This is a genomic window from Thermopolyspora sp. NPDC052614, assembly GCF_040678635.1.
Lineage (GTDB): Bacteria > Actinomycetota > Actinomycetes > Streptosporangiales > Streptosporangiaceae > Thermopolyspora.
In genome coordinates, this window is sequence record NZ_JBFATZ010000009.1 from 9651 (window position 1) to 28694 (window position 19044).

The following is a 19044-nucleotide window of genomic DNA, read 5'->3' on the forward strand; positions in this document are numbered from 1 at the left end:
GTGCTGCTCTTACGCCATCTCATCGGCGCGTACCTCAACGATGAACTGTCGCCAGGTGTGGTAACTGATCAGCAGTGTGGGTCCTGTGGGGTTCTTGGAGTCCCGTATGCCGATTCGACCGGAGGGGAAACGGGCGGCCTCGACGCAGTTACCCGTGTCGCCGCTGTAGCTGCTCTTACGCCATCTCATCGGCGCGTACCTCAACGATGAACTGTCGCCAGGTGTGGTAACTGATCAGCAGTGTGGGTCCTGTGGGGTTCTTGGAATCGCGTATGCCGACTCGACCGGAGGGGAAACGGGTGACTTCGACGCAGTCACCGTTGTCGCCGCTGTAGCTGCTCTTGCGCCACGAAGTAGAGGCGTGAGGATAGGGTATTGCATTAGTTTTGTGCATATTCAGCACTTTAGAGCCCCTTTGCAGTGGTAGCAATGAGCTCCATCGACTCCTTTGTCGGGAGGGCCGATGCCCGCAGGTGATTGAAGGCGAGAGCGTACTTGCGAACCGCGTCCGCATGCTCCAGGTACAGGCCTCCGGTCAGGTTCTCCAGGTAGATGACCTCGGAAACGCCAGGGCTCGGGAACTTCAGGGTCGTGAACGGACCGAACATGCCGGTGGTGGCCCCGGCGTTGAAGGGGAGGATCTGGATCGTGACGTGCGGCAGGGATGCCATCTCCATGAGGTGGTGGAGCTGGTCGCGCATCACCTTGGGACCGGCGACCTGCTGGCGGAGCACGGCCTCGCCGAGTATGGCCCACAAGCTCACGGGCTCGTCGCGCGTCAAGATGGCATGCCGCGCGGTTCTGATCTGGACGAACTTGTCCACCTCGTCGTGGTGCTCCCACACCTTGCTGGCACCGACCACCGCCTGGGCGTACTCCTTCGTCTGCAGGAGACCGGGGACGACCTGGTTCTGGAATGTGCAGATCTCCCGGGACGTCGTCTCCAACGTGACGAGGTCGGCGAACGGGTGGTTGAGGGTGGCTCCATAGGCGTGCCACCAACCGCGCTCCCGGGCGGTCTTGGCCAAGGTGATGATGGCCTTGCGCTGGTCGGGGTCGTGGAACTCGTACAGGTCGAGAAGGTCCTGGATGTCGCCCCAGTGGGCGCGGACCATGCCGTTCTCGATTCGACTGATCTTGGACTGGGGCCAGCGCATGCGCTCGCTCACGTCATCGATGGTGAGGCCGGCCTGCTTTCTGATCTTAAGCAGGGCGCTGCCGAGCCACTTGCTCCGAATTGTGTAGTAGGTCTTGGTCATCGGGCACTCCGGGGGTCTCTGTATCGGTCAACAAGGCTCCGAGCGAGCAAGGTTTGAGCGCAAAGGGCTTGCGGCGCTGGAAGCCTTCGGCCATTGTGGCAGATGTGCTCACTGATCGTGTCTGAATAAGCGCAGAACGTGAGTAACTTGTCCGGGTCTGGGCGGTAGACGACCGAAAACCGCGCCTCGGTAGCCGCGTGGCCAGGCCATCGATCAAATCGAGTGAAAGGCTCCGAGATAGTGCGAACCATGCGGGAGGCCGACGGCGTCTATGACGAGGCGCCTGTTGTTCGCCGCCGGGCGGTAGTGGCGGGGGAGTTCGCCGGGCGCGGGGTGCCTGCTCCCCTCGGTGGTGGCGGTTCCGAGGAGGCTACGCGAGGCTCCGGTGGTTATTCCGGGAGTGTTCGCGGCGGTGAGCCGGGGGCCCGCTCGCGCGAGATGGCGGAGCGGTTTCAGGACTGGATCGTCTGGTACGGCCGTTCCACCGGCAGATGGTGGGCCTTGCCGCCCACGTGGTGCTGGTACGCCAGAGGGCTCGTCGAGGCGGGCAGCCCCGAGGAGCTGGCCGACCGGATTCGCCAGGTCGAGCGGGCCCGGCCGCGGTTCGACCGGGGCAGGGGTCGGCCCTCGCGGAGGGTACGGCCCGGCGGCAGGCCGGCGAGGGGCGCGGGCCTGGAGGCGGACGGGCGGTGCTCGGCGTGAAGGGGGCGCTGGCGCAGGTGACGACGCGGGTGCGGGGGATGGGGCTGGCCGTCGAGGCGGTCGTGGCCCGGTTTCGGCGGGGGCGCGGGGACGTGGTGGGTACGGCGGTGCCGTACCGGCCAGGGAAGCCGGGGCGGGGGCCGTTGACGGTCAGTCAGGGGTTCGCGGCGGTGCCGGAGCAGGTCAAGGCGGCGCGGGAGTTCGTGCGGGACCTCGTCGGGGAGGCCCACCCGCGCGAGTACGACATCCTGCTGGTGACCAGCGAGCTCGCCGGCAACGCCGTCCAGCACGGCGGGCGGGGTGCGCTGGCCGGGCAGGAGTTCGTGGTGTCGGTGACGTTCGGCGATGGCGCGGTCGTCGTCGCGGTGCGGGACGGCGGGGTGACGGGCATCCCGCACGTGAAGGCGTACGATGAGGACTCGACCGGCGGGCGGGGGCTGGCGCTGGTGGAGATGGTGTCCCAGCGGTGGGGCTTCCAGCGGGACTCTACCGGCACGGTGGTATGGGCCGAACTGGACGAGCGGGATTGACATGAGCGGGGGCGGCGGTGGCAGTAAGGGGCCGCGGGTCATGCCGGCTCGGCTTCAGAGCTTACAGGCCAGCGCCGGGGCGGACCCTTGGCTGCTGTTCCCCATCGCGTACTGGACAGTGCCGAGCCGGTCGTCCCGTCCCAGGGATCATGGTGCTCGTGTCCAACTGGCAGTCGGTGGTGACGGGCGGCCCTCGCCTGGACCGTTTTCTCCGGCGGGCGTCACTGACGCCCGCCGGAGCTTCCTGCCGGGAGTCGGCCGGACGGTTCCCGCTGCGGCCTAACTAGACAAGATCTGGCGGGCGAGCGAATGCTCCGGTATCGGAGCGAACATCCGCGGTTCCTGGTCGCCGGCGTAACAGATGTAGAGCTCCCCGCGTGTCCTTGTGATGAGCACGTAGTACAACATCTTTAGCTCGACACTGGTCGGATCACCCGCGTCCAAATGTGCATCTGGGACGATCACACTGTCGAATTCCAGGCCCTTGACACTCGCTCGGTTTACCAGTCGAAGACCGGGGCGATCGTGGTCCACCTTCTTATACCGCGCGTCCCCCGCCGCGCCGACATAAATCTGCGGTCGCAGGCCGGGACGCATCCGCTCGAGCTCCGCTAGCAATTCCTTCTGCTCACGGGTGTACTTGGTTATCACGCCGATCTTGAACTTGGGGTGGTTCTCTGTATAGCGGGCGAGCCAGCGCGCGAACGGGCGGCGTGCTTCCGTGCGCTGCAGCAGTACTGGAACAGGTCCGTCCTGATGCGGCAGCGGCGGCTGGTGGAGTCCCGGGTAGAAGTGGCGGGCGAGCTCCGCGACTGGGCGAGGGTTCCGTAGATTGGCGCTGATCTCGAGCCGGCCGCATCCGCCAAGGGCCCTTTCGATCTCCTCTAGCGTTGATTGCGTACTGGTGATGCGCTGGTACTCGTCGGCGAACGCGGTCACGTCCATACCGAGAACCCTGCACAGACTGAAAAACTCCTGTGGGAGGTCCTGCGCCTCGTCGATGACAAGGACATGGCCACGTCGTCCGGTGTTGTGCACGGCAGCGGACATCAATCGGGACCAGTCGAAGGAACCAATCCTCGCTCCGCCGAGCGACTCACCCGTGGCCTGCCGGTACCAGGCATGCATCCACCCATGAAAGGTCATGATCGGTAATGATGCGCCGAGCCGTATTCCGATGGCATTCAGGAGTTGTTCGAGCAACTTCGAATGCGCGATCAGCGTCACGGGGCGGCCCACGATCTCTAACGCGGCGGCATGATGGATTGCTAGCAGGCTCTTGCCGGATCCAGGCGGTCCGCTCACCAGATGGTGGCCAGGCTCCGTGAGTCGGTCCAGCACGGCGGACTGCTCGGCGAACAGATTGAGATAGCCGGTGGTCACCATGCACCGACCTGGTGCGCCGCCTCTTCCCGAGCCGCCTGGATAACGGGTTCGAAGAATCCCGGAACCCCTGAGCCGCCGACTACCATCACCCGGTCGAGGAGGATGTTGCCCACCTCGCAGCTTGTCTCGGATATGAGCGTGCAGGAGTGGCAGGCGGCGCGGTTCAGGTTGCCGTACCCTTGGCCGCCGTGCTCTGAGCACAGCGGGTCGGCTGAGCACCAGGCGGCCTGCTCCAAGAGCCGCAGGAGAAGTTCGGGAAGTAGGTCGGGTTCCCCCTGGCGTGCAAGACCGCCCAGTGTGCCTGCCGCATCACCCGAGGCGGTGTAAATAAGCAGCCCATACTGATGGCTACCGCCGCTCGCCGCGGAACGTCCGTACACTCGCTCGCGCAGAGACGCGGCGCTGTACCCGGACTCGAAGGACAGTTGCCGGACGAGAAGATGCCCCAGTGTGTGCAGCAAAGGCAACCGGGGTAGCAGCCGGGGCCCGGAAAAGGTTCCAATTCGGTCCCGTTGGTAAGACTTCGCTAGATCCGCTTCCATACCCGCGGTGCGTGCACGAACCTCAGGATGGGCCTCCCACTGCCCAAGTAGTTCTTCATCCAAGGTCAGGAAGATTCCTTCGCCGAACACCTCAACGGCAGGCAGCCAGCGCCAGCGTCCCGAGGAGTCCACCGGAATCATACGGCCCTCTGGTGAGACCCTGCTGAAGCCCTGGAGCGCGCGGACCTCACGAAGTCGTTCGGCCACCACGACTCGTGAAAGCCTCGCCTCGAGCTCGCTCCACGGGGACCCTGGCGATGAGCCCATGCTGACCTCATGGATGACGAAATTCTCGCTGCGCGCGGCCTTGCCAGCAGTGAAAGCGGACCACTCGCCCCAGCTCAGGTCAGGCCCTTCTTCAATGGGTGCGGATTCGGCTGTAACGGTCTGACCGCTTTCTTCACCCATCAGTTGTCTGACGAGTGATGGATCGGCCTTGGCCACCTCCGCAATGATCAGGATTAGGTTATCCGCTCCAGGTGCGTCGGGCGATTGGCACAGCGTGCCGAAGAACGGATGTTCCCGGACTCGCCGCGTGACCTCGTCCTCGACTACCTCGGGCACAGGAGGGGCCGGAATGTCGAGCGCCGAATGGACGACCGGGTAGTAAACGTTACCCGCAGTTCGCTGCACGATCTGGATGCGCTCTCTGCAGTCCACCCGCTTGTTGAAGCGCTCCCAAGGATTACGGCCGCAGCAGCGCATCTTTTGCGTGCCGAGGATATCGAGGAGGTCCCTCTGCGCCGCCGTGCACTCCTCGTGTCGGCATCGCACCGTCAGAGCCTCAAGACCGGTCGCGTTCTCCCCGGCCTCAAAGCTCAGCGCCGTGGGCCCTGGGCACTTATTGCGTTCCTCCGTAGTGAGTTGGGAGTGCGCCCAGTACCACCAATCGACGTCGCCCAGATGCCCGGCTTCGCAGATCTGCACGAACCGCATCGGGGTGAGTTTGTGCCGAGGGCTGCAGAAAGCACAGTAGGGCGGATGCCCGAACCTCTCGTCCTGGACCCGCCAATGCGTCATTCGGCGGCACGATCCGCAGAAGAGCCAGGCTGGGAAGCGAACGAACGCGGGGCCGGACGCATCGGGGACGTCGTAGTCAGCGACCGGCGCTTGTAATGGCGCCCACAAGCCAGTGACCTTCAGCTTCCGTTCCAGCCGAGGCGCATGGATCCGTTCCAGGTTTCGTGGCGCCGGCCAGTCGGCGATCCCAGCCGCGACGAACGATTCGCCTTGGACGTCAAATATCGCGCCCACGCCGAAAGGTACGACCGTCTGAGCCTGGCGGACGCGTAGTTTACGGGTGCTCATTCCTCGACCCCCTTCACGATCACCTGGCACTCACGGTCAACGCTTCGCATGGAATGCTGTGCCTCCCACCTGCCGCCGGGCCGGTCGAAGTTCTTGAGCAGGCTCACCTGCGCCTTCCCTGCGGGCTTGTAGTGCAGGCGTTTGCCCGCCTGCCTCGCCTGCTCGGCCGCGTCCAACCATTCCCGGCGAAGTACGTCGAGGTCGGCCCGTACCTCGTCGGCGGCCGATGAATCCGCCCTGGCCACCCATCGGATGAGCCGGGACGTGATCTCGGCCAGTTCGTCGGCATGATGAAGGACGTCGCCGGCCTGGTCGTCCGCTGATAGGCCGAGGCCGTGCCGGACGAGAATCACCAACGCGGCATGCAGCGCCCGGCGACGGGATGGGATCGACCACGGCGTCACGCTGGTTGGTTCGACATGCTGGTAGAGCGCCTGGTGGTAGGTGCCGAATGTTTCGTAATGCGAGCGGTCACGTGATCGGGTCGCGTTGAGGAAGGTGACCACAAGTCCGGGGACCCCGTGCCGTCCAACACGGCTGCTCGCCTGGATGTACTCCGCGGTCGCCTTGGGTTGGCCGAGCATGAGCATCAGCGCGAGCCGCTTTACGTCCACCCCGACTGACAACATATTGGTACAGACGACCAAGGAAACGCTGTCAGGGTCTTCGAGACTCAGTTCGAGACGGTCCAATAGTTTGGGTTGCTCGGATCTGTCGAGGTTGCTGGACAGTTCTTCGACCTGGTGTTCAGGCAATTCACGGCGGCTTCCCGGCGAGCCGAGGCCGCGCAGATGAGCGGGGATCTCGTCTCCGGCAGCGGTACGGGTCCTACCGAGCTCCCGCATGCTGTGGTGGTAGGCGACAAGCGTCCAGTAGTCGTCCCGGTGCTCCTCTGGCAGTCGCATAGGAGCATGCAGCATGGTGGCTGCGGTCACCGCCGTTGCGCGGCCCGCCGTGTGACCCTGTGCCATGACGCCGACGTACTTGCGTCCCGGAACGGTGTCGTCCGGTTCGGCGAAGTAGGAGTAGCGGGCATCCAGTCCTGCGGAGGGGAACAGTTGGACGTCGCGACCGTAGAGCGCACGAATTTGTTCCCCCGCACGTCGGATCGTCGCGGTGGACGCGATGATTTTCGGCCCGCGGGTTCCTTGCCGTGAACACAGTTCGAGCACGGCCGCCTCATACAGGCCCATCGTGGTTCCGAGCGGGCCGGTGAGCAGGTGCAACTCGTCCTGAATCACCAGGGACGGTGGCAGGTGCTCGCCACCGAACAGTCGTCCCGCGTCAGGTTCCCAAGCTAGCCGGGCGAACTTGTCCACGGTGCCGAGGACGAACGTTGGCGGGTCTTCGTAAAGATGCTCGTCGACCACCGCCACCGGCAGCCCCCGTTGGTGGAAGCGGCACTCCTCCCTCGGGCACAGAAACTGGAAGGACGTGTTGGTGGTCCGTACCCCGTAGTCGCCAATGTGGGGGGACTTGGCAGTGGGCATGATTTGAGTACCGCACCATGGGCATCGGTCGAGGATGAAGACGTCCTTCGGCCTCGCGGCCTCGCGCTGCTGCCGGAACTCTTCGTGCGCGTTGGCGTACGTGTTGGCAGTGGTGCCGCTGCCGACCCATAGCCCGATGCTGAACCGGCCTCCCGGAATCGCCGGGTCTTCCTTCTCCCGGAGGTACTCCAGGGCACAGATCGTCGTCGCGGCGCGTTGAAACTGCTGAGTGGTCAGGAGGCTCAGCGTGTACCGGCTGATCACGGCGGTTCCACCGCCGTTGTCCCCGTGCCGCAGTCTGCGGAGGATCATCTCGAAGGCGGCTAGGAAGAGGTATGCCTCTGTCTTGCCACCGCCTGTGGGGAACCAGATCAGGTCCACAACGTCGCGGTCGGAGTGGGACTCGTCGATCAGCCCGCAGACCGACAGCAGGAAGAATCCGAGCTGAAACGGGTGCCATGCCGCATCAGGCGAGGGCTCCGGATCCAGGGGAACGGCCTCGGAACGCGAGCGTCGGCGGCCCCCCAGGTCCCGTGCCGAGTGTCGCATCTGGAGCGCCATCGCTCGGTTGGCTAGTCGGAAAGCGCGAAGCGCTTGGCCGGACGCGTCGGCGAACAATGCTTCCGCCCCAAGCTCCATCCTGCGGACGGCGGTGTCCAGCCTGTCGAGGATGCGCTCTGCCGCCTTCTTCGCCCCTGAGGGCACGTCAATCGTGCGCTGCGCCTGGCACCACTCCCGATAGCCGCCGATGAAGTCCATGATTTCGGCGCGCAGCTGGGACTTCGCCACACTTGGGTCGGAGAGGTGCGCGAGCTTCAGCACCGATAGCCCGGATGACCCGGCAGGTCTGATCGCCGGCACCTCGGCCTCCGGCATCATCTGAGTCCGAAGCCCGACCACCTGGCCGTGATCGACAATTTCATCTACCGCGCAGCTGTGGCCGACAGCGCGCGTCACCACATGCCTGTACTGCAGGCGCAGCTCCTGCTCTTCCAGGTCGCGGCTGGTCAGCCGGATGCTCGGGTACTGCAGGAGGTCGCCTCCGATCGGCCTGACCTCCAGGGAGACCTGGAAGAGCATGTCGTCCCATCGGGACTCGTGATCCTCTGTGGCCTTCCTGGCGTTGACCAGCGCGACGGTTACCAGCCGCTTGCCCGCGAACGAACGCCACCGCAAACGTATCTGCGCCCGGGCGTCCCAGATGTCCTCCTCGACCTGCCCGGGTTTGAAGGTCTTCTCGAAATCATCCAACGGGATGCGCTGCCACTTCCTGACCTTGCCTCGCCGTGTCTCGTAGCGAGCGCCCCGGCAGATCAGTGTCAGCTCATCGGCGTCGGTGTAGAAGGACATTCCCATCGAGGAGGGCAGCCAGGCGTTGGCGTCTGGGACGGTGTCCTCCGCGAAGCGTGTCTCCTCGGATGCCTCTTCCGGAGCAGCACCCGGCTCGGTCACCTCGGCGCCCCTGGTCAGGGTCTGCTGCCTATCGGTGTCCTGCGGATAAAGCGTGCCCATCAGGTAACGCCGGTTGGGTGGTTCCTCGATGAGTTCTGTGAGCCCTCCGACTGGTCCGATCAGCTGCTGCCGGAGGTATCCCAGTAGCTGCTCACGTGACGACATCCGGTCCCCTCCAACCTCATCCGGATAACCGGATGCTAACAGAGCTCACACAAGTGCTTGACGTGAAACGTGCGATCTCGTGAATGTCGGTGCGCTATGGCAGTGTCGTTGGTATGACCGTTGACATGCCATCGGTACGGCCGGGTGAGCCGGGTCTTCGCCGGGCCATGGCACGCGTCCTTGAGCAACTTCGAAGCAGCGCCGTAGACGGCGCTGTACCCTTTGGTGCCTTTGAGGTTGCCGCCGAGCAGATGAGGCTTACGCCGGAAGCGTGCGAGCGCTTCATCGCGGCGCTGGCGGATCTGGGCCTGCGGGTTGCCACTCCCAAATCCGCCGCCACGGTCGCGCAGCCCGACCGCTCGGAGCGCGCGCTGGCGCTGGTACGCCGCCATATCCGTACGGACCATGTAACCCGAGTGCAATTGGAACGTTTTGGCGCGCTGGCCGGCCTAGATGCCGAAGAGATCGCGTCACTGCCCAATCGTGCGAGGAAAGCCGGGATCGCCGTCCTGAGTGAGGAACCGGCCTCCGCACGGCAAGAACCCGTCATCACCACCGGATGCGGCCCCGAGCCCACCCCCCGCGAGCCCACCGGCCCCATACCCGACTTGCACCATGCTGTCGTGGCAGCGCGGCGCCTCATCAGCGGCGACCGGTTCCGCGCTAATCCCGGCAAGCGCCTCCTTAGCGCAATCGAAGAGGTTGGGCTAAGTGTCCTGCTACGCGGTGGCGTCGACCGCGCGGACGTCGAACCGACCGACGAAGAACTCGCAGCACTGCCCGCCAATGACCTTCGCCGGATCGCCCGCGACACCTTCGTCCTGCACAACACAAGGTTGGTGTACAGCCTGGCATCAAACTATCTCGGGCAAGGCCTTGAGGAGGCGGACCTTGTCCAGCACGGAATCCTCGGCCTCATCCGTGCCACCCGAAAGTTCGACCCATACTCGGGCAATAAGTTCTCCACCTACGCCACCTGGTGGATAAGGCAGGCGATCACCCGGGCGATCGCCGACGAGGGCACGGCCATCCGTATCCCCGTCCACATGTACGAAAAGATGCGCAAGGTTGCGGGTACGGAGTCAGCACTGCGGCGAGCTGGTAAGCCAGCCACTGCGGTTGATGTGGCGTTCGCCAGCGGCCTGGGCGTCCGCGAAGTAGACGAGGTGCGCGCCCTCAGCAGGGTCACCGACTCGTTGGACCGAATCATCGGAGACGGGGCACACCTGGGTGACTTTCTGTCCTGGTCCACCCCCACTCCGAGCCCAGAAGAAATCTTGGAAGGGATGTTCTCCAGAGAGGTTGTCAAGCAATGGCTGGCTCCTCTTTCTGACAAAGCGGCAGACATCCTTCGCCGGCGCTTTGGCCTCGACGGTGACGAACCTCAGACCCTTGAACAGATCGGTAACCATTACGGCGTGACCCGTGAGCGCATCCGGCAGTTGGAGGCAAAGGCCCTGGAGCAGATCCGTGAGCAACTGCCCGAGGAACTCAGCAACCGTCTGCCCGCTCACCTGCGCACAGATCCCAAGGAAAGGGCTCCGAAGGCTCGCAAAAACGCAGGTAGACCTAGGTAGGCCGCGTCAGCGCACGTCCCCGACGGGCTGCGCCACAGGTTCGATCAGGTGCCGCGCCGTCGGTCGGCCACCCCGGGTTTCGATGCCGTCGCCTGGCGAAGGTGCGTACAAATGGCGCGGCGGGTGTCTGTTCACCCATTCCTGACTCGTCATCATCATGCCGGGCGCGATGGCGGCCCGGTGGAGCGCGAGACAAGGGTACGAAAGTGGGCACGATTAGCGTTTTCGAGCGTCTGCCCGGTCCGACGGCATGCAGGCGCCGGGGCGGACGGGGCGAGGAGAACGCGTCGGCCTGACGCTCCAAGAGGCGATCACCCCCACGACCGGCGTGGTGATCGCGCTACCGGATGAACTGACGGGAAGGAGTCGGAACATGCGTTACATGCTGCTGTTTCATTACGGCGAGGAGAGCGAGGAGTCGATCGGGGCCGAGGCGATGGAGGCCGGGGCGCAGGCCATGTCGAGTTACGCCGCGACGCTGGAGCAGGCCGGGATCCTGGTGAGCGGCCAGATTCTGCAACCGTCGGCCGGCTCGACGACGCTCACGCTGGTCGACGGGGAGACGCGCATCCAGGACGGGCCGTTCGCCGACACCAAGGAGCAGCTCGGCGGCGTGATGGTCATCGACGTGCCGGATCTCGACGCCGCCCTGCACTGGGCCCGGCAGGCACCGCCGCTGACGTGGGGCGGCACCGTGGAGGTACGCCCCGGCGCCGTGCACATCAAGGGCGGGATGTGGGTTCCGTCGGCGTAACCGGCGGCGACGCCAACAAGGCCGCGAGCGTCGCCGAGCGCACCGCGCGGGCCTCGTACGGCCGGCTGGTCGCCCTGCTGGCCGCGCCGACCGGCGACCTCGAACTCGCCGAGGACACCCTGGCGCAGGCGTTCGAGCAGGCGCTGACCCTGTGGCCGCGCGACGGTGTGCCGGACAACCCAGAAGGCTGGCTGCTCACGGTCGCACGTAACCGGCAGCGGGACCTGTGGAAGTCCGCCGCACACCGTTGCAACCGGCCGCTGGAGGCGGTCGCCGACGACGCCGCACCGCCGCTGGACGAGCTCGACCCGGACCGCATCCCCGACCGGCGGCTGGCCTTGCTGTTCGTCTGCGCCCACCCGGCCATCGCCGCGAACGTGCGCACGCCGCTGATGCTGCAGGCCGTACTCGGGTTCGACTCGGAGCGGATCGCGCGGGCGTTCGCGGTGCCCGCGGGGGCGATGTCGCAGCGGCTGGTCCGGGCCAAACGGCGGATCAGGGACGCCAGGATCCCCTTCGTCGTGCCGGGGCGGCAGGCCATGGCCGAGCGGTTGCCGCCGGTGCTTGAGGCGGTGTACGGCTGCTACGCTCTGGCCGCGCCGGAGTGGGGGGACGGGGAGTCGCTCGCGGGCGAGGCCCGGTACCTGGCCGTCACGATCGCGACGCTGCTCGGCGACGAGCCCGAGGCGTGGGCGCTCGCGGCCCTGATCACCCTGGCCTCGGCACGCGCCGTGGCCTCCGGCGATCGCTACCTGCCGCTGCAGGACCAGGACCCGGGCGACTGGGATCGCCGCCTCATCGCGGAGGGCGAGACCTGTCTCCGCCGTGCCGAGCGGCCGGGCCGGGCGCCGGGGCGGTTCCAGCTTGAGGCGGCGATCCAGGCCGTGCACTGCGACCGGGCCCGGACCGGCGTCACCGACTGGGACGCGTTGCGCACCCTCTACACCGCCCTGGTCGCGATCGCGCCGAGCCTGGGCAGCCGGGTCGCCCACGCGGCCGTCATCGGCCGGACCGACTCCCCGGAGGCCGGGCTGTCGCTGCTGGAGGCGCTGCCGCCCGAGCGGGAGTGGTTCCAGCCGTATCACGCGACGCGCGGCGATCTGCTCGCCCGGCTCGGACGACGCCGGGACGCGGTGGCCGCCTACGGTCAGGCGTCCGGGCTCAGCACGGATCCGGCGGTCCGGGCCTTCCTGGTACGGCGGGCCGAGGAGCTGTCGCGCTGACCGGTGGCTATCGCGCGGTCGGTACGCGTCGCCCGTGACGTTGCGCGACGAGTCGCGGGCGACGGTACGCGGTCCGGCGTACCCGGGCCGCATCCGAGCGGGGAATGGTCGCCGGCGCCGGAATCGGCGGCCATTCCCCGCGTATCGTCCAGGTGTGGACACTAATTCGTCGCCGCGCGTCCTCGTCATCGGGCTCGACCCGTACCGCGTGCCCGGCCCGTGGGACACCGAGCCGGTGGCCAAGGCGATCGAGGCGGGACTGGCCAAGTTCGCCGAACATGGCGTGGGCGTCGAGACCTGCCTCATCGGCCTCGACGGCGGCGACGACGTGGAAACGGTCGTCGGTGACGCGCTGCGCGCCCACCCGTGGGAGTGCGTCGTCATCGGCGGCGGCCTGCGACACTCGGACGATCAGATCGAACTGCTCGAGCAGGTGATCAATCTGGTCCGGCGGCACGCGCCCGACGCGGCCATCGCGTTCAACAGCACCCCGGCCACCACATACGAGGCCGCCGCGCGTTGGCTCGGATGACCACGGCCGACGACGTGGTTCGACCATCATTCTCCGCGGATTAGGTGGCCGCACGCGCAGTCAGTTGACGGGGGGAGTTGACGGGCTGCTCTCGCTGAGCCCGACGCATCGCATCTCCCGCCTGGTCTCCGGCTCACGTCACCGGATCTTGGCGCCGTACACGTGGTCGACCGTCATTTTCATGAGCACCCTGCGGTCGGACACCATGACCGACCGGTACTCGTCCCAGTCCGGGTGCTCCCCGGCCGCCTTGCGGTAGTAGTCCACCAGGGCCTCGACCTCGGGGCCGTGCGGGTCGGTTCCCGGTCCGATGAGGGTCGCCGTGCCCTCGGCGGTGGCCCATGAATAGCCGTCGGGGCTGGTGACCTCCAGGGTGGCGCGCGGGTCACGGCGCAGGTTCGCCGTCTTGGCGCGGCCTTCGGTCATCGAGACGTAGAGGACCTCGGCGTCTCGGTCGTAGAAGGGCATGACGGGGGAGAGCTGGGGGCGGCCGTCCGATTTGATCGTGGCGAGGACGGCGAGACGGCTCTCCGCGAGCAGCGCGCGTGGGTCGAAAGATGCGTCGGTCATATCCGGTAGCAAGTACGGCCGGATGTCGGCTATTCCCTGCTCTCCGGCGCTGCCGTTGGGCCTGTCCGCATCAGGCCAGCGCCAGGCTGTGCCACGTCCATCGAATCACGGCCGCTCCCCGCGGAGAACTGCGGCGATGAGCCCGTATACGCTCCGTACGTCCTGTATCCGCCGTCGTGTCAGTCGCCGATGCGGGCGACCAGGCGGCCGTCCGCGGTTCCTTGGGAGAGCCGCGCGAGGCCCTCCGGGATTTCGGCGAACGAGATGGTGGTGATCTTCGGCGTGAGCCGGCCCGACGCCATGTGGTCGTACACCGCTTTCAGGTCCTCCATGGTCCCGCCGAGCGTGGGGATGAGGGAGACCTGGTTCATGATCATCGTCCAGATGCTGATCGTTGCTTGCTTCTTCGCCATGCCGGCCTGTACCACTCGCCCGCCGACGCGGACGGTCTCGATGGCCGCGGCGGTCGTCGTGCCGAAGCCTGCGAAGTCGACGATGACGTCGAGCTGCTCGTCGGCGAGCTCGGTGATGTCCTTGACGACCTTGATCGCTCCGAACGCGATGGCGAGTGGCCAGGTCTCTTCCTTGATCTCAGCGACGTAGACGTCGGCTCCGGCGAGCGCGGCGATGCGCGTGCCAATCTGCCCGAGCCCGCCGAACCCGAGGATCCCGATCTTCACGCCCGGACCGGCCTGGCCCACGGCGATCACGGCGTGATGCGCGGTCGCGCCTGCGTCGGCGGCCAAGGCCGCCTGCTCGAACGACAGGGCATCCGGCATACGCAGGAGCACGTCAGGGCGGGCGGTTATCTTGTAGGTGAAGCCGCCATCACGCATGATTCCCGGCACCGAGTCGCCGATGTTGGCGATGCCCACCCGATCGCCGACGCTCCATCCCTCCACGCCCTCGCCGATTTCGGCGATGACGCCGGCGACCTCGTGTCCCAGGGTCACCGGCGGCGGCGCGGGCAGGGGGTAATCGTCTTCCTCCAAGAAGCCGACGTCGGAGTGACACAGCCCCGCGGCCTTGATGTCCAGCACGACTTCTCCGGGCCCCGCCGTGGGCTCGGGGACCTCGTTGAGCATGAGCGGCTGGTGGGTTGCGACGAACTGCCAGGCCTTCATCGCGGCTGCTCCGTCGACGACGCGGCGACCGAGAGGCGGGAGCGGTGGTGCTGGTCGACCGGCTCGGCCGGGGCGTTGCGACTCGCCGCAGTGACCTCATGGCCACGGCCGGCGGCCGCGCGCGCGATGGCGGAGCCGACGTGGTCGGTCCCGCCGGGGAGGGTGACTGTGGTCATTCGTTCGTCTCCTTGTCTCGATCGGGAAAGTCGCCGTCACGTGTGCTGGGCATCAGCGGACCTGGGGGATGGTGACACCGCCGGCCACCCAGACGGACTCGCCGGTCGTATAGGGCAGGCCTCCGGTAGCGAGTGTGACGACTGCCTGCGCCACGTCCTCGGGCGTGCCCCAACGCTGCTGCGGCACCGCTTCGCGTACGATGTCGTCGATCCGCGTCGCGGCGCCCGCGGTCATGGGCGTGCGGATGAACCCCGGCTTCACCTCGTGAACGTGGATGCCATCACCCGCGAGTCGCGCGGCGTACAGCTGGGTCATTTTGCCGATCGCGGCCTTGCTGATCGCGTACTGCGCGCGATCGAAGGACGCGATGTGGCTTGCCATCGAGTTGATGCTCACGATGCTGCGGTAGTGCGGGGACGATCTGCAGATCATGTGCCGGGCGACCGCCTGTGTGAGAAAGAACGTGCCACGGAGATTCACCGAGAGCGATCGGTCGAAGTCGGCGGGCGCAACGTCCAGGATGTCGGTGGGCGGGCGTACGGCGATGCCGGCATTGTTCACGAGGGTGTCGATGCGTCCGAAGTCTGCGACGATTCGCTCGACGGCGGCCTCGTGGTCCTCCACCCGCGCGATGTCGAGTGTGTAGTAGCGGAAGCCGTCGGGCAGCCGACCGCCCGTCGTCCCGGCCTCCGTATCGGCCAGATCGACCACAGCCCCCACGAACCCCTGCGCATGCAACCGGTCGACGATCGCGCGCCCGATTCCCCGGAGGCCTCCGGTCACGAGCGCGACCGGAGGTCCGGCAGTCTGCGGGTCGGTGTTCACGCGGCGCCGCCTCGGGCCTCCACGCGCCCGTGAGCGGCAAGCTCGACATGGTACGGCTCGGGGTCGAAGGTGCCGTTCTCCTCGCGGAAAGCGTGCATGAAGTCCGGCCAGATCACCGTGAGCGCACCGGAGCGAGGGTCGACGTACCAGTTGTGGCAGCCGCCGTCGGTCCAGACCGTGCCCTCGCTGCGCCGCCTGACGTCGGCGACATAGGCCGACTCCGCCTCCTTGGTGACCTCGAGCACTTCCGCGCCGTGGGTGTGCGCGAACTCGAGCGCGCCCATGAAGTAGTTGATCTGCGACTCGATGATGTAGATGGCCGAAAGGTGGCCGCTGCTGGTGTTGGGGCCGTTCAGGATGAAGAGGTTCGGGAATCCGTGTGTCGTGTTCGACGCATAGGCAATCATGCCCTCGCACCACGAATCGGCGAGCGAGATCCCGTCGTGTCGGAACACATGGTTCGCGAAAAGCGGCTGGGCGGCCTCGAAGCCGGTCGCGAAGACGATCACGTCCACCTCGAAGGCGTTGCCGGCAGCGCTGATCGCCTGGCCGCCGTCGATCCGAGCGAGCGCCGACGTCTCCAGGATGACGTGATCCTCCTGCAGAGTTGCGTAGTACTCATCCGAATTGAGCAGCCGCTTGCAGCCGATCTCGTAGTCCGGAGTCAGCTTGGCCCGAAGCTCGGGGTCAGGAACGCTGCGCTCCAGATGATCGAGGGCCTTCTTCCGTGCGGCCTCCAGGTATGCCGGCACGCCGCGGCGAGCGGCGAAGTTCGCCTCCGCGAGCCAGAACATCTCCGTGCGAAGCTCACGCAGCGTCTCGGGGCTCCGCGACCACAGACGCTTCTCCGCCTCCGTGTAGACGGGGTTCGGCGCGGGGCTGATGTATGGAGGGGTGCGCTGGAAGACCACTACCTGCGACGCGACCTTCGCCAGTTCGGGAAGCAACTGGATTCCCGATGCGCCGGTGCCGATGAGTGCGATGCGCTTGCCCTCCAGCGGCACATCGTGGTTCCACCGTGCCGAGTGGAAGAAGTCGCCGGTGAAGGTCTCGATACCGGGGATGTCAGGGAGGCGTTCGTCCGCCAGGTGCCCACAGGCCAGCACGACGAAACGGGCCGAGTATGTCGCGCGAGGAGTCTCGACGATCCAGCGTTTGGCGACGTCGTCCCACGTCGCGCGCTCGAGGGCCTCGCCGAAGCGCAGGTGCGGATACAGTCCCTCCTCGCGCGCGGCCGTGACGAGGTACTCCTGAATCTCCCGGCCCGGCGCCCGGACGCGCGACCAGTCCGGGTTCAGCCGAAACGAGAACGAATATATGTGTGAGGGGACGTCGCAGGCGACCCCCGGGTAGGTGTTGTCGCGCCAGGTGCCGCCGACCTCGTCGGCGCGCTCGATGATCACAAAGTCCCCGATCCCCTTGCGCTTGAGCTGGATGCCCGTGCCGATTCCGGCGAACCCGGCGCCCACGATGAGGATCTCGGTGCTGATGGGAGTTGCTGTGGTGTTCGACATGGTCGTCTCTCCGATCGAATGGGCCGTGTCAGGGCTGAGCGGGAGGGATTTTGGTTCCCGCGGCATGCTTGTCGGGGTGCGCGAGGAAGTTGTTGACGACGCTGAGCAACTCGGCGGGTCGCTCGACGAGCACCGAGTGGCCTGAGGCGATCTCGGTGTAGCGTGCGTCGGGAATCGCGCCGAACAGCGCGAGGCTGTGATGACGCGGGACCATGAGGTCGTGCGTCCCCGCCACCACGAGCGTCTTCGCCGTGATGTTCCCGATGCGGTCGGAGATGTCGATGTTGCGATTCAGGTCCATCTGCATCGCGCCGAAGGCACTGGGCCTTCCGGGGGGAGCGACGGCGTCCATTTCGGCAGGCGACCGCTTGGCGAGGAATGGGACGCCGAAGGCGAACAGCCGGGAGTATGTCTTGAGAGCCTCGGGATCTCCTGCCTTCCGGAGGAACCGGTAGAGGTCGTTGCGCAGGAGCTGGTGGTGGTCCGTCTTGATCCAGCCGGCGACGAGCACGAGTCGCGTGACGCGTTCCGCGTGGTGTGCGGCGAAGGACGCGGCGATGACCGATCCGAGGGAGTATCCGAGAAGGGCGATCGGCCCCTCGGGGAGCACCGCGGCCACCACCGCGCTCAGTTGCCGCTCGAGGTGGTCGAGTGTGAGTTCGGTCACGCCCGCAGGCTCGGCGAAGTCGAACGAGACGACCTGCTGCCGTGCCGCGATCATGGGGAAGAGGAAGCCGAAGTGTCGCTCGGTGGATCCTCCGGTTCCATGGACGAGGACAAGCGGAGGGCGTGTCGGATGAGGTTCGCCCGAGATGAAATAGCGGACATCCGCGCCATCGATGCTGACCACGCCTTCATCGACGCGTGTTGTCAGGTGCACAGACATTCGCGCGCTCCTTATGCATGATGCGTCCACTCATTGGACAGGGGTCGCAACTTCGAGGTAGCGTCGCGCTGGTCCCGTATTTGCGAACGGCCACCGCGACCTTGTCCTCTAGATCACCATTTGCGCAGTTGCGTAAACGGTATGTTACCTAGGTAATCAGCATGTGACCATCGGGTGGCGGTCGATGTCAACAAGGGCGTCCACTCACCGGACGCACATGGGCGTGATGCCGTGATCTTGGGGGTGGGAGTGTCGGCACATTCGTCGTCAGACTTGACGCGCAAGGTCGTGAGGATTCTGAGCGCGCTGGCGCAGCGAGGCGAGCGGGGCGTAAGGCCGGTGGACATCGCGCGCGTCACGGGGATCCCGCGGCCGACGGTCTACCGCATTCTGCGCGAGCTCATGGATTCGGATTTCGTCGCCAAGGCGGAGTCCGGGACGTATGCGCTGGGGCCTGCCGTCTTCGAGCTCGCCCTCAGCGCCCCGACGCCGATCCTCGATATCTCGCGACTCCGGGACGTGGCGCAGTCGCTCGCCAATCGCTGTGGCGACACCGTGTACGTCGCGGTGCGGCAGTTCGACGGCGTGAACTACATCATTCGGGCCGAGGGCAGCTATCCACTGCAGACCCACGTCCCGGTAGGAACGAGTCGGGGGTTGGCGAACAGCTTCACCGGCATCGCGCTGCTGTCATCCGTCGACGCGGAGCGGCGCGAGCTCGCGATCGCTCGCCGTGTCGCGGGACTCGCGGACGATGAGGCCAGCGCCTTGCGAGCCCAGCTCGACGATCTCATCGGCCAGGTGAGGACGCGCGGATACTGCGCCGTACCGGAGATCGTGCTGGCCGGAGTGTCAGGAGTCGCCACTCCGATCCGCACTGGAGGCGGGTCTCCCTACGCTGCCGTATCGATATCGGCCGCGAGCGCGCGGATGCCACCGGAGCGTATCGAGTTACTCGGGCGCCTGCTGCTCGCAACCGAGAGAGAGATGCGGCCGTGCTTCGCCGCGGGCGGGCGGCCGTAGCCGGG

The 19044-nt window shown here is 66.4% G+C and carries 19 protein-coding genes; 7 read left to right on the top strand and 12 right to left on the bottom strand.

All coding sequences use genetic code 11. The features are described 5' to 3' along the window. Positions 1-9: 9 nt before the first annotated feature. Genes AB0K60_RS20215 through AB0K60_RS20225 form a run of 3 tightly spaced genes read right to left on the bottom strand, consistent with a single transcriptional unit; the run spans position 10 to position 1259 of the window. Positions 10-189 (bottom strand): DUF397 domain-containing protein, encoded by a 180-nt coding sequence (locus tag AB0K60_RS20215; protein ID WP_364056835.1) that lies wholly within the window; start codon positions 187-189, stop codon positions 10-12. Continuing rightward, on the bottom strand, positions 176-514 hold the full coding sequence (locus tag AB0K60_RS20220; protein ID WP_364056838.1) for a DUF397 domain-containing protein: 339 nt from the start codon (positions 512-514) through the stop codon (positions 176-178). The genes AB0K60_RS20215 and AB0K60_RS20220 overlap by 14 nt, the downstream gene beginning before the upstream one ends. Further along, positions 405-1259, bottom strand: coding sequence for a helix-turn-helix transcriptional regulator (locus AB0K60_RS20225; protein WP_364056841.1), 855 nt, complete (start codon positions 1257-1259; stop codon positions 405-407). The genes AB0K60_RS20220 and AB0K60_RS20225 overlap by 110 nt, the downstream gene beginning before the upstream one ends. Before the next feature lie 438 nt (positions 1260-1697). On the opposite strand from AB0K60_RS20225, the gene AB0K60_RS20230 reads away from it, so the two are divergent. Together AB0K60_RS20230 and AB0K60_RS20235 are read left to right on the top strand one after the other, a co-directional pair. Further along, complete coding sequence (locus tag AB0K60_RS20230; RefSeq protein WP_364056844.1) at positions 1698-1961, top strand: hypothetical protein; 264 nt, start codon at positions 1698-1700, stop codon at positions 1959-1961. Next, the gene (locus AB0K60_RS20235) at positions 1949-2491 is read left to right on the top strand and encodes an ATP-binding protein (RefSeq protein WP_364056847.1); all 543 of its coding nucleotides are present in this window, start codon (positions 1949-1951) and stop codon (positions 2489-2491) included. Before AB0K60_RS20230 ends, AB0K60_RS20235 begins: the two co-directional genes overlap by 13 nt. Positions 2492-2770: 279 nt before the next feature. On the opposite strand, the gene AB0K60_RS20240 is transcribed toward AB0K60_RS20235, so the two are convergent. Genes AB0K60_RS20240 through AB0K60_RS20250 form a run of 3 tightly spaced genes read right to left on the bottom strand, consistent with a single transcriptional unit; the run spans position 2771 to position 8834 of the window. After that, complete coding sequence (locus AB0K60_RS20240; RefSeq protein WP_364056850.1) at positions 2771-3877, bottom strand: AAA family ATPase; 1107 nt, start codon at positions 3875-3877, stop codon at positions 2771-2773. Beyond that, positions 3871-5727 carry a DUF1998 domain-containing protein gene (locus AB0K60_RS20245; protein WP_364056853.1) on the bottom strand — a complete coding sequence of 619 codons (1857 nt, stop codon included), beginning with the start codon at positions 5725-5727 and terminating at the stop codon, positions 3871-3873. The genes AB0K60_RS20240 and AB0K60_RS20245 overlap by 7 nt, the downstream gene beginning before the upstream one ends. Further along, positions 5724-8834 carry a helicase-related protein gene (locus AB0K60_RS20250; protein ID WP_364056856.1) on the bottom strand — a complete coding sequence of 1037 codons (3111 nt, stop codon included), beginning with the start codon at positions 8832-8834 and terminating at the stop codon, positions 5724-5726. The genes AB0K60_RS20245 and AB0K60_RS20250 overlap by 4 nt, the downstream gene beginning before the upstream one ends. 113 nt (positions 8835-8947) lie before the next feature. Here AB0K60_RS20250 and AB0K60_RS20255 point away from each other — a divergent pair, with 113 nt between their 5' ends. The 4 genes from AB0K60_RS20255 to AB0K60_RS20270 all read left to right on the top strand — a co-directional run bounded on the left by AB0K60_RS20255 (position 8948) and on the right by AB0K60_RS20270 (position 12920). After that, the gene (locus AB0K60_RS20255; RefSeq protein ID WP_364056859.1) at positions 8948-10411 is read left to right on the top strand and encodes a sigma-70 family RNA polymerase sigma factor; all 1464 of its coding nucleotides are present in this window, start codon (positions 8948-8950) and stop codon (positions 10409-10411) included. 373 nt (positions 10412-10784) lie between these two features. Next, a complete protein-coding gene (locus tag AB0K60_RS20260) occupies positions 10785-11165 on the top strand; it encodes a YciI family protein (RefSeq protein ID WP_364056862.1) in 381 nt (126 codons plus the stop codon). Further along, on the top strand, positions 11147-12388 hold the full coding sequence (locus AB0K60_RS20265) for a DUF6596 domain-containing protein (protein WP_364056865.1): 1242 nt from the start codon (positions 11147-11149) through the stop codon (positions 12386-12388). The genes AB0K60_RS20260 and AB0K60_RS20265 overlap by 19 nt, the downstream gene beginning before the upstream one ends. Before the next feature lie 154 nt (positions 12389-12542). Beyond that, positions 12543-12920: a hypothetical protein gene (locus tag AB0K60_RS20270; protein ID WP_364056868.1), complete on the top strand. Its 378-nt coding sequence runs from the start codon at positions 12543-12545 to the stop codon at positions 12918-12920. A 138-nt stretch (positions 12921-13058) separates the two neighbouring features. Here AB0K60_RS20270 and AB0K60_RS20275 read toward each other — a convergent pair whose 3' ends face one another. The 6 genes from AB0K60_RS20275 to AB0K60_RS20300 form a co-directional block, all read right to left on the bottom strand. After that, positions 13059-13490 carry a PPOX class F420-dependent oxidoreductase gene (locus tag AB0K60_RS20275; protein ID WP_364056871.1) on the bottom strand — a complete coding sequence of 144 codons (432 nt, stop codon included), beginning with the start codon at positions 13488-13490 and terminating at the stop codon, positions 13059-13061. Between the two features lie 179 nt (positions 13491-13669). Then, the gene (locus tag AB0K60_RS20280; protein WP_364056874.1) at positions 13670-14530 is read right to left on the bottom strand and encodes a zinc-binding dehydrogenase; all 861 of its coding nucleotides are present in this window, start codon (positions 14528-14530) and stop codon (positions 13670-13672) included. Positions 14531-14610: 80 nt separating this feature from the next. Further along, positions 14611-14790, bottom strand: coding sequence for a hypothetical protein (locus AB0K60_RS20285; RefSeq protein WP_364056877.1), 180 nt, complete (start codon positions 14788-14790; stop codon positions 14611-14613). 52 nt (positions 14791-14842) lie between these two features. Further along, positions 14843-15616: a 3-ketoacyl-ACP reductase gene (locus tag AB0K60_RS20290; protein WP_364056880.1), complete on the bottom strand. Its 774-nt coding sequence runs from the start codon at positions 15614-15616 to the stop codon at positions 14843-14845. Then, the gene (locus AB0K60_RS20295) at positions 15613-17085 is read right to left on the bottom strand and encodes an NAD(P)/FAD-dependent oxidoreductase (protein ID WP_364056883.1); all 1473 of its coding nucleotides are present in this window, start codon (positions 17083-17085) and stop codon (positions 15613-15615) included. The genes AB0K60_RS20290 and AB0K60_RS20295 overlap by 4 nt, the downstream gene beginning before the upstream one ends. 73 nt (positions 17086-17158) lie before the next feature. Beyond that, entirely contained in the window at positions 17159-18016 is an 858-nt protein-coding gene (locus AB0K60_RS20300; RefSeq protein WP_364056886.1) for an alpha/beta fold hydrolase, read from the bottom strand. 174 nt (positions 18017-18190) lie between these two features. Here AB0K60_RS20300 and AB0K60_RS20305 point away from each other — a divergent pair, with 174 nt between their 5' ends. Next, complete coding sequence (locus tag AB0K60_RS20305; protein WP_364056889.1) at positions 18191-19039, top strand: IclR family transcriptional regulator C-terminal domain-containing protein; 849 nt, start codon at positions 18191-18193, stop codon at positions 19037-19039. Positions 19040-19044: the final 5 nt, after the last annotated feature.

Coding starts and splice junctions, on each gene's coding strand:
- AB0K60_RS20245 (WP_364056853.1), bottom strand. CDS start 5,727: ATGAGCACCCGTAAACTACGCGTCCGCCAGGCTCAGACGGTCGTACCT.
- AB0K60_RS20255 (WP_364056859.1), top strand. CDS start 8,948: ATGACCGTTGACATGCCATCGGTACGGCCGGGTGAGCCGGGTCTTCGC.
- AB0K60_RS20220 (WP_364056838.1), bottom strand. CDS start 514: ATGCGGACGCGGTTCGCAAGTACGCTCTCGCCTTCAATCACCTGCGGG.
- AB0K60_RS20215 (WP_364056835.1), bottom strand. CDS start 189: ATGAGATGGCGTAAGAGCAGCTACAGCGGCGACACGGGTAACTGCGTC.
- AB0K60_RS20260 (WP_364056862.1), top strand. CDS start 10,785: ATGCGTTACATGCTGCTGTTTCATTACGGCGAGGAGAGCGAGGAGTCG.
- AB0K60_RS20225 (WP_364056841.1), bottom strand. CDS start 1,259: ATGACCAAGACCTACTACACAATTCGGAGCAAGTGGCTCGGCAGCGCC.
- AB0K60_RS20275 (WP_364056871.1), bottom strand. CDS start 13,490: ATGACCGACGCATCTTTCGACCCACGCGCGCTGCTCGCGGAGAGCCGT.
- AB0K60_RS20300 (WP_364056886.1), bottom strand. CDS start 18,016: ATGTCTGTGCACCTGACAACACGCGTCGATGAAGGCGTGGTCAGCATC.
- AB0K60_RS20285 (WP_364056877.1), bottom strand. CDS start 14,790: ATGACCACAGTCACCCTCCCCGGCGGGACCGACCACGTCGGCTCCGCC.
- AB0K60_RS20230 (WP_364056844.1), top strand. CDS start 1,698: ATGGCGGAGCGGTTTCAGGACTGGATCGTCTGGTACGGCCGTTCCACC.
- AB0K60_RS20240 (WP_364056850.1), bottom strand. CDS start 3,877: ATGGTGACCACCGGCTATCTCAATCTGTTCGCCGAGCAGTCCGCCGTG.
- AB0K60_RS20250 (WP_364056856.1), bottom strand. CDS start 8,834: ATGTCGTCACGTGAGCAGCTACTGGGATACCTCCGGCAGCAGCTGATC.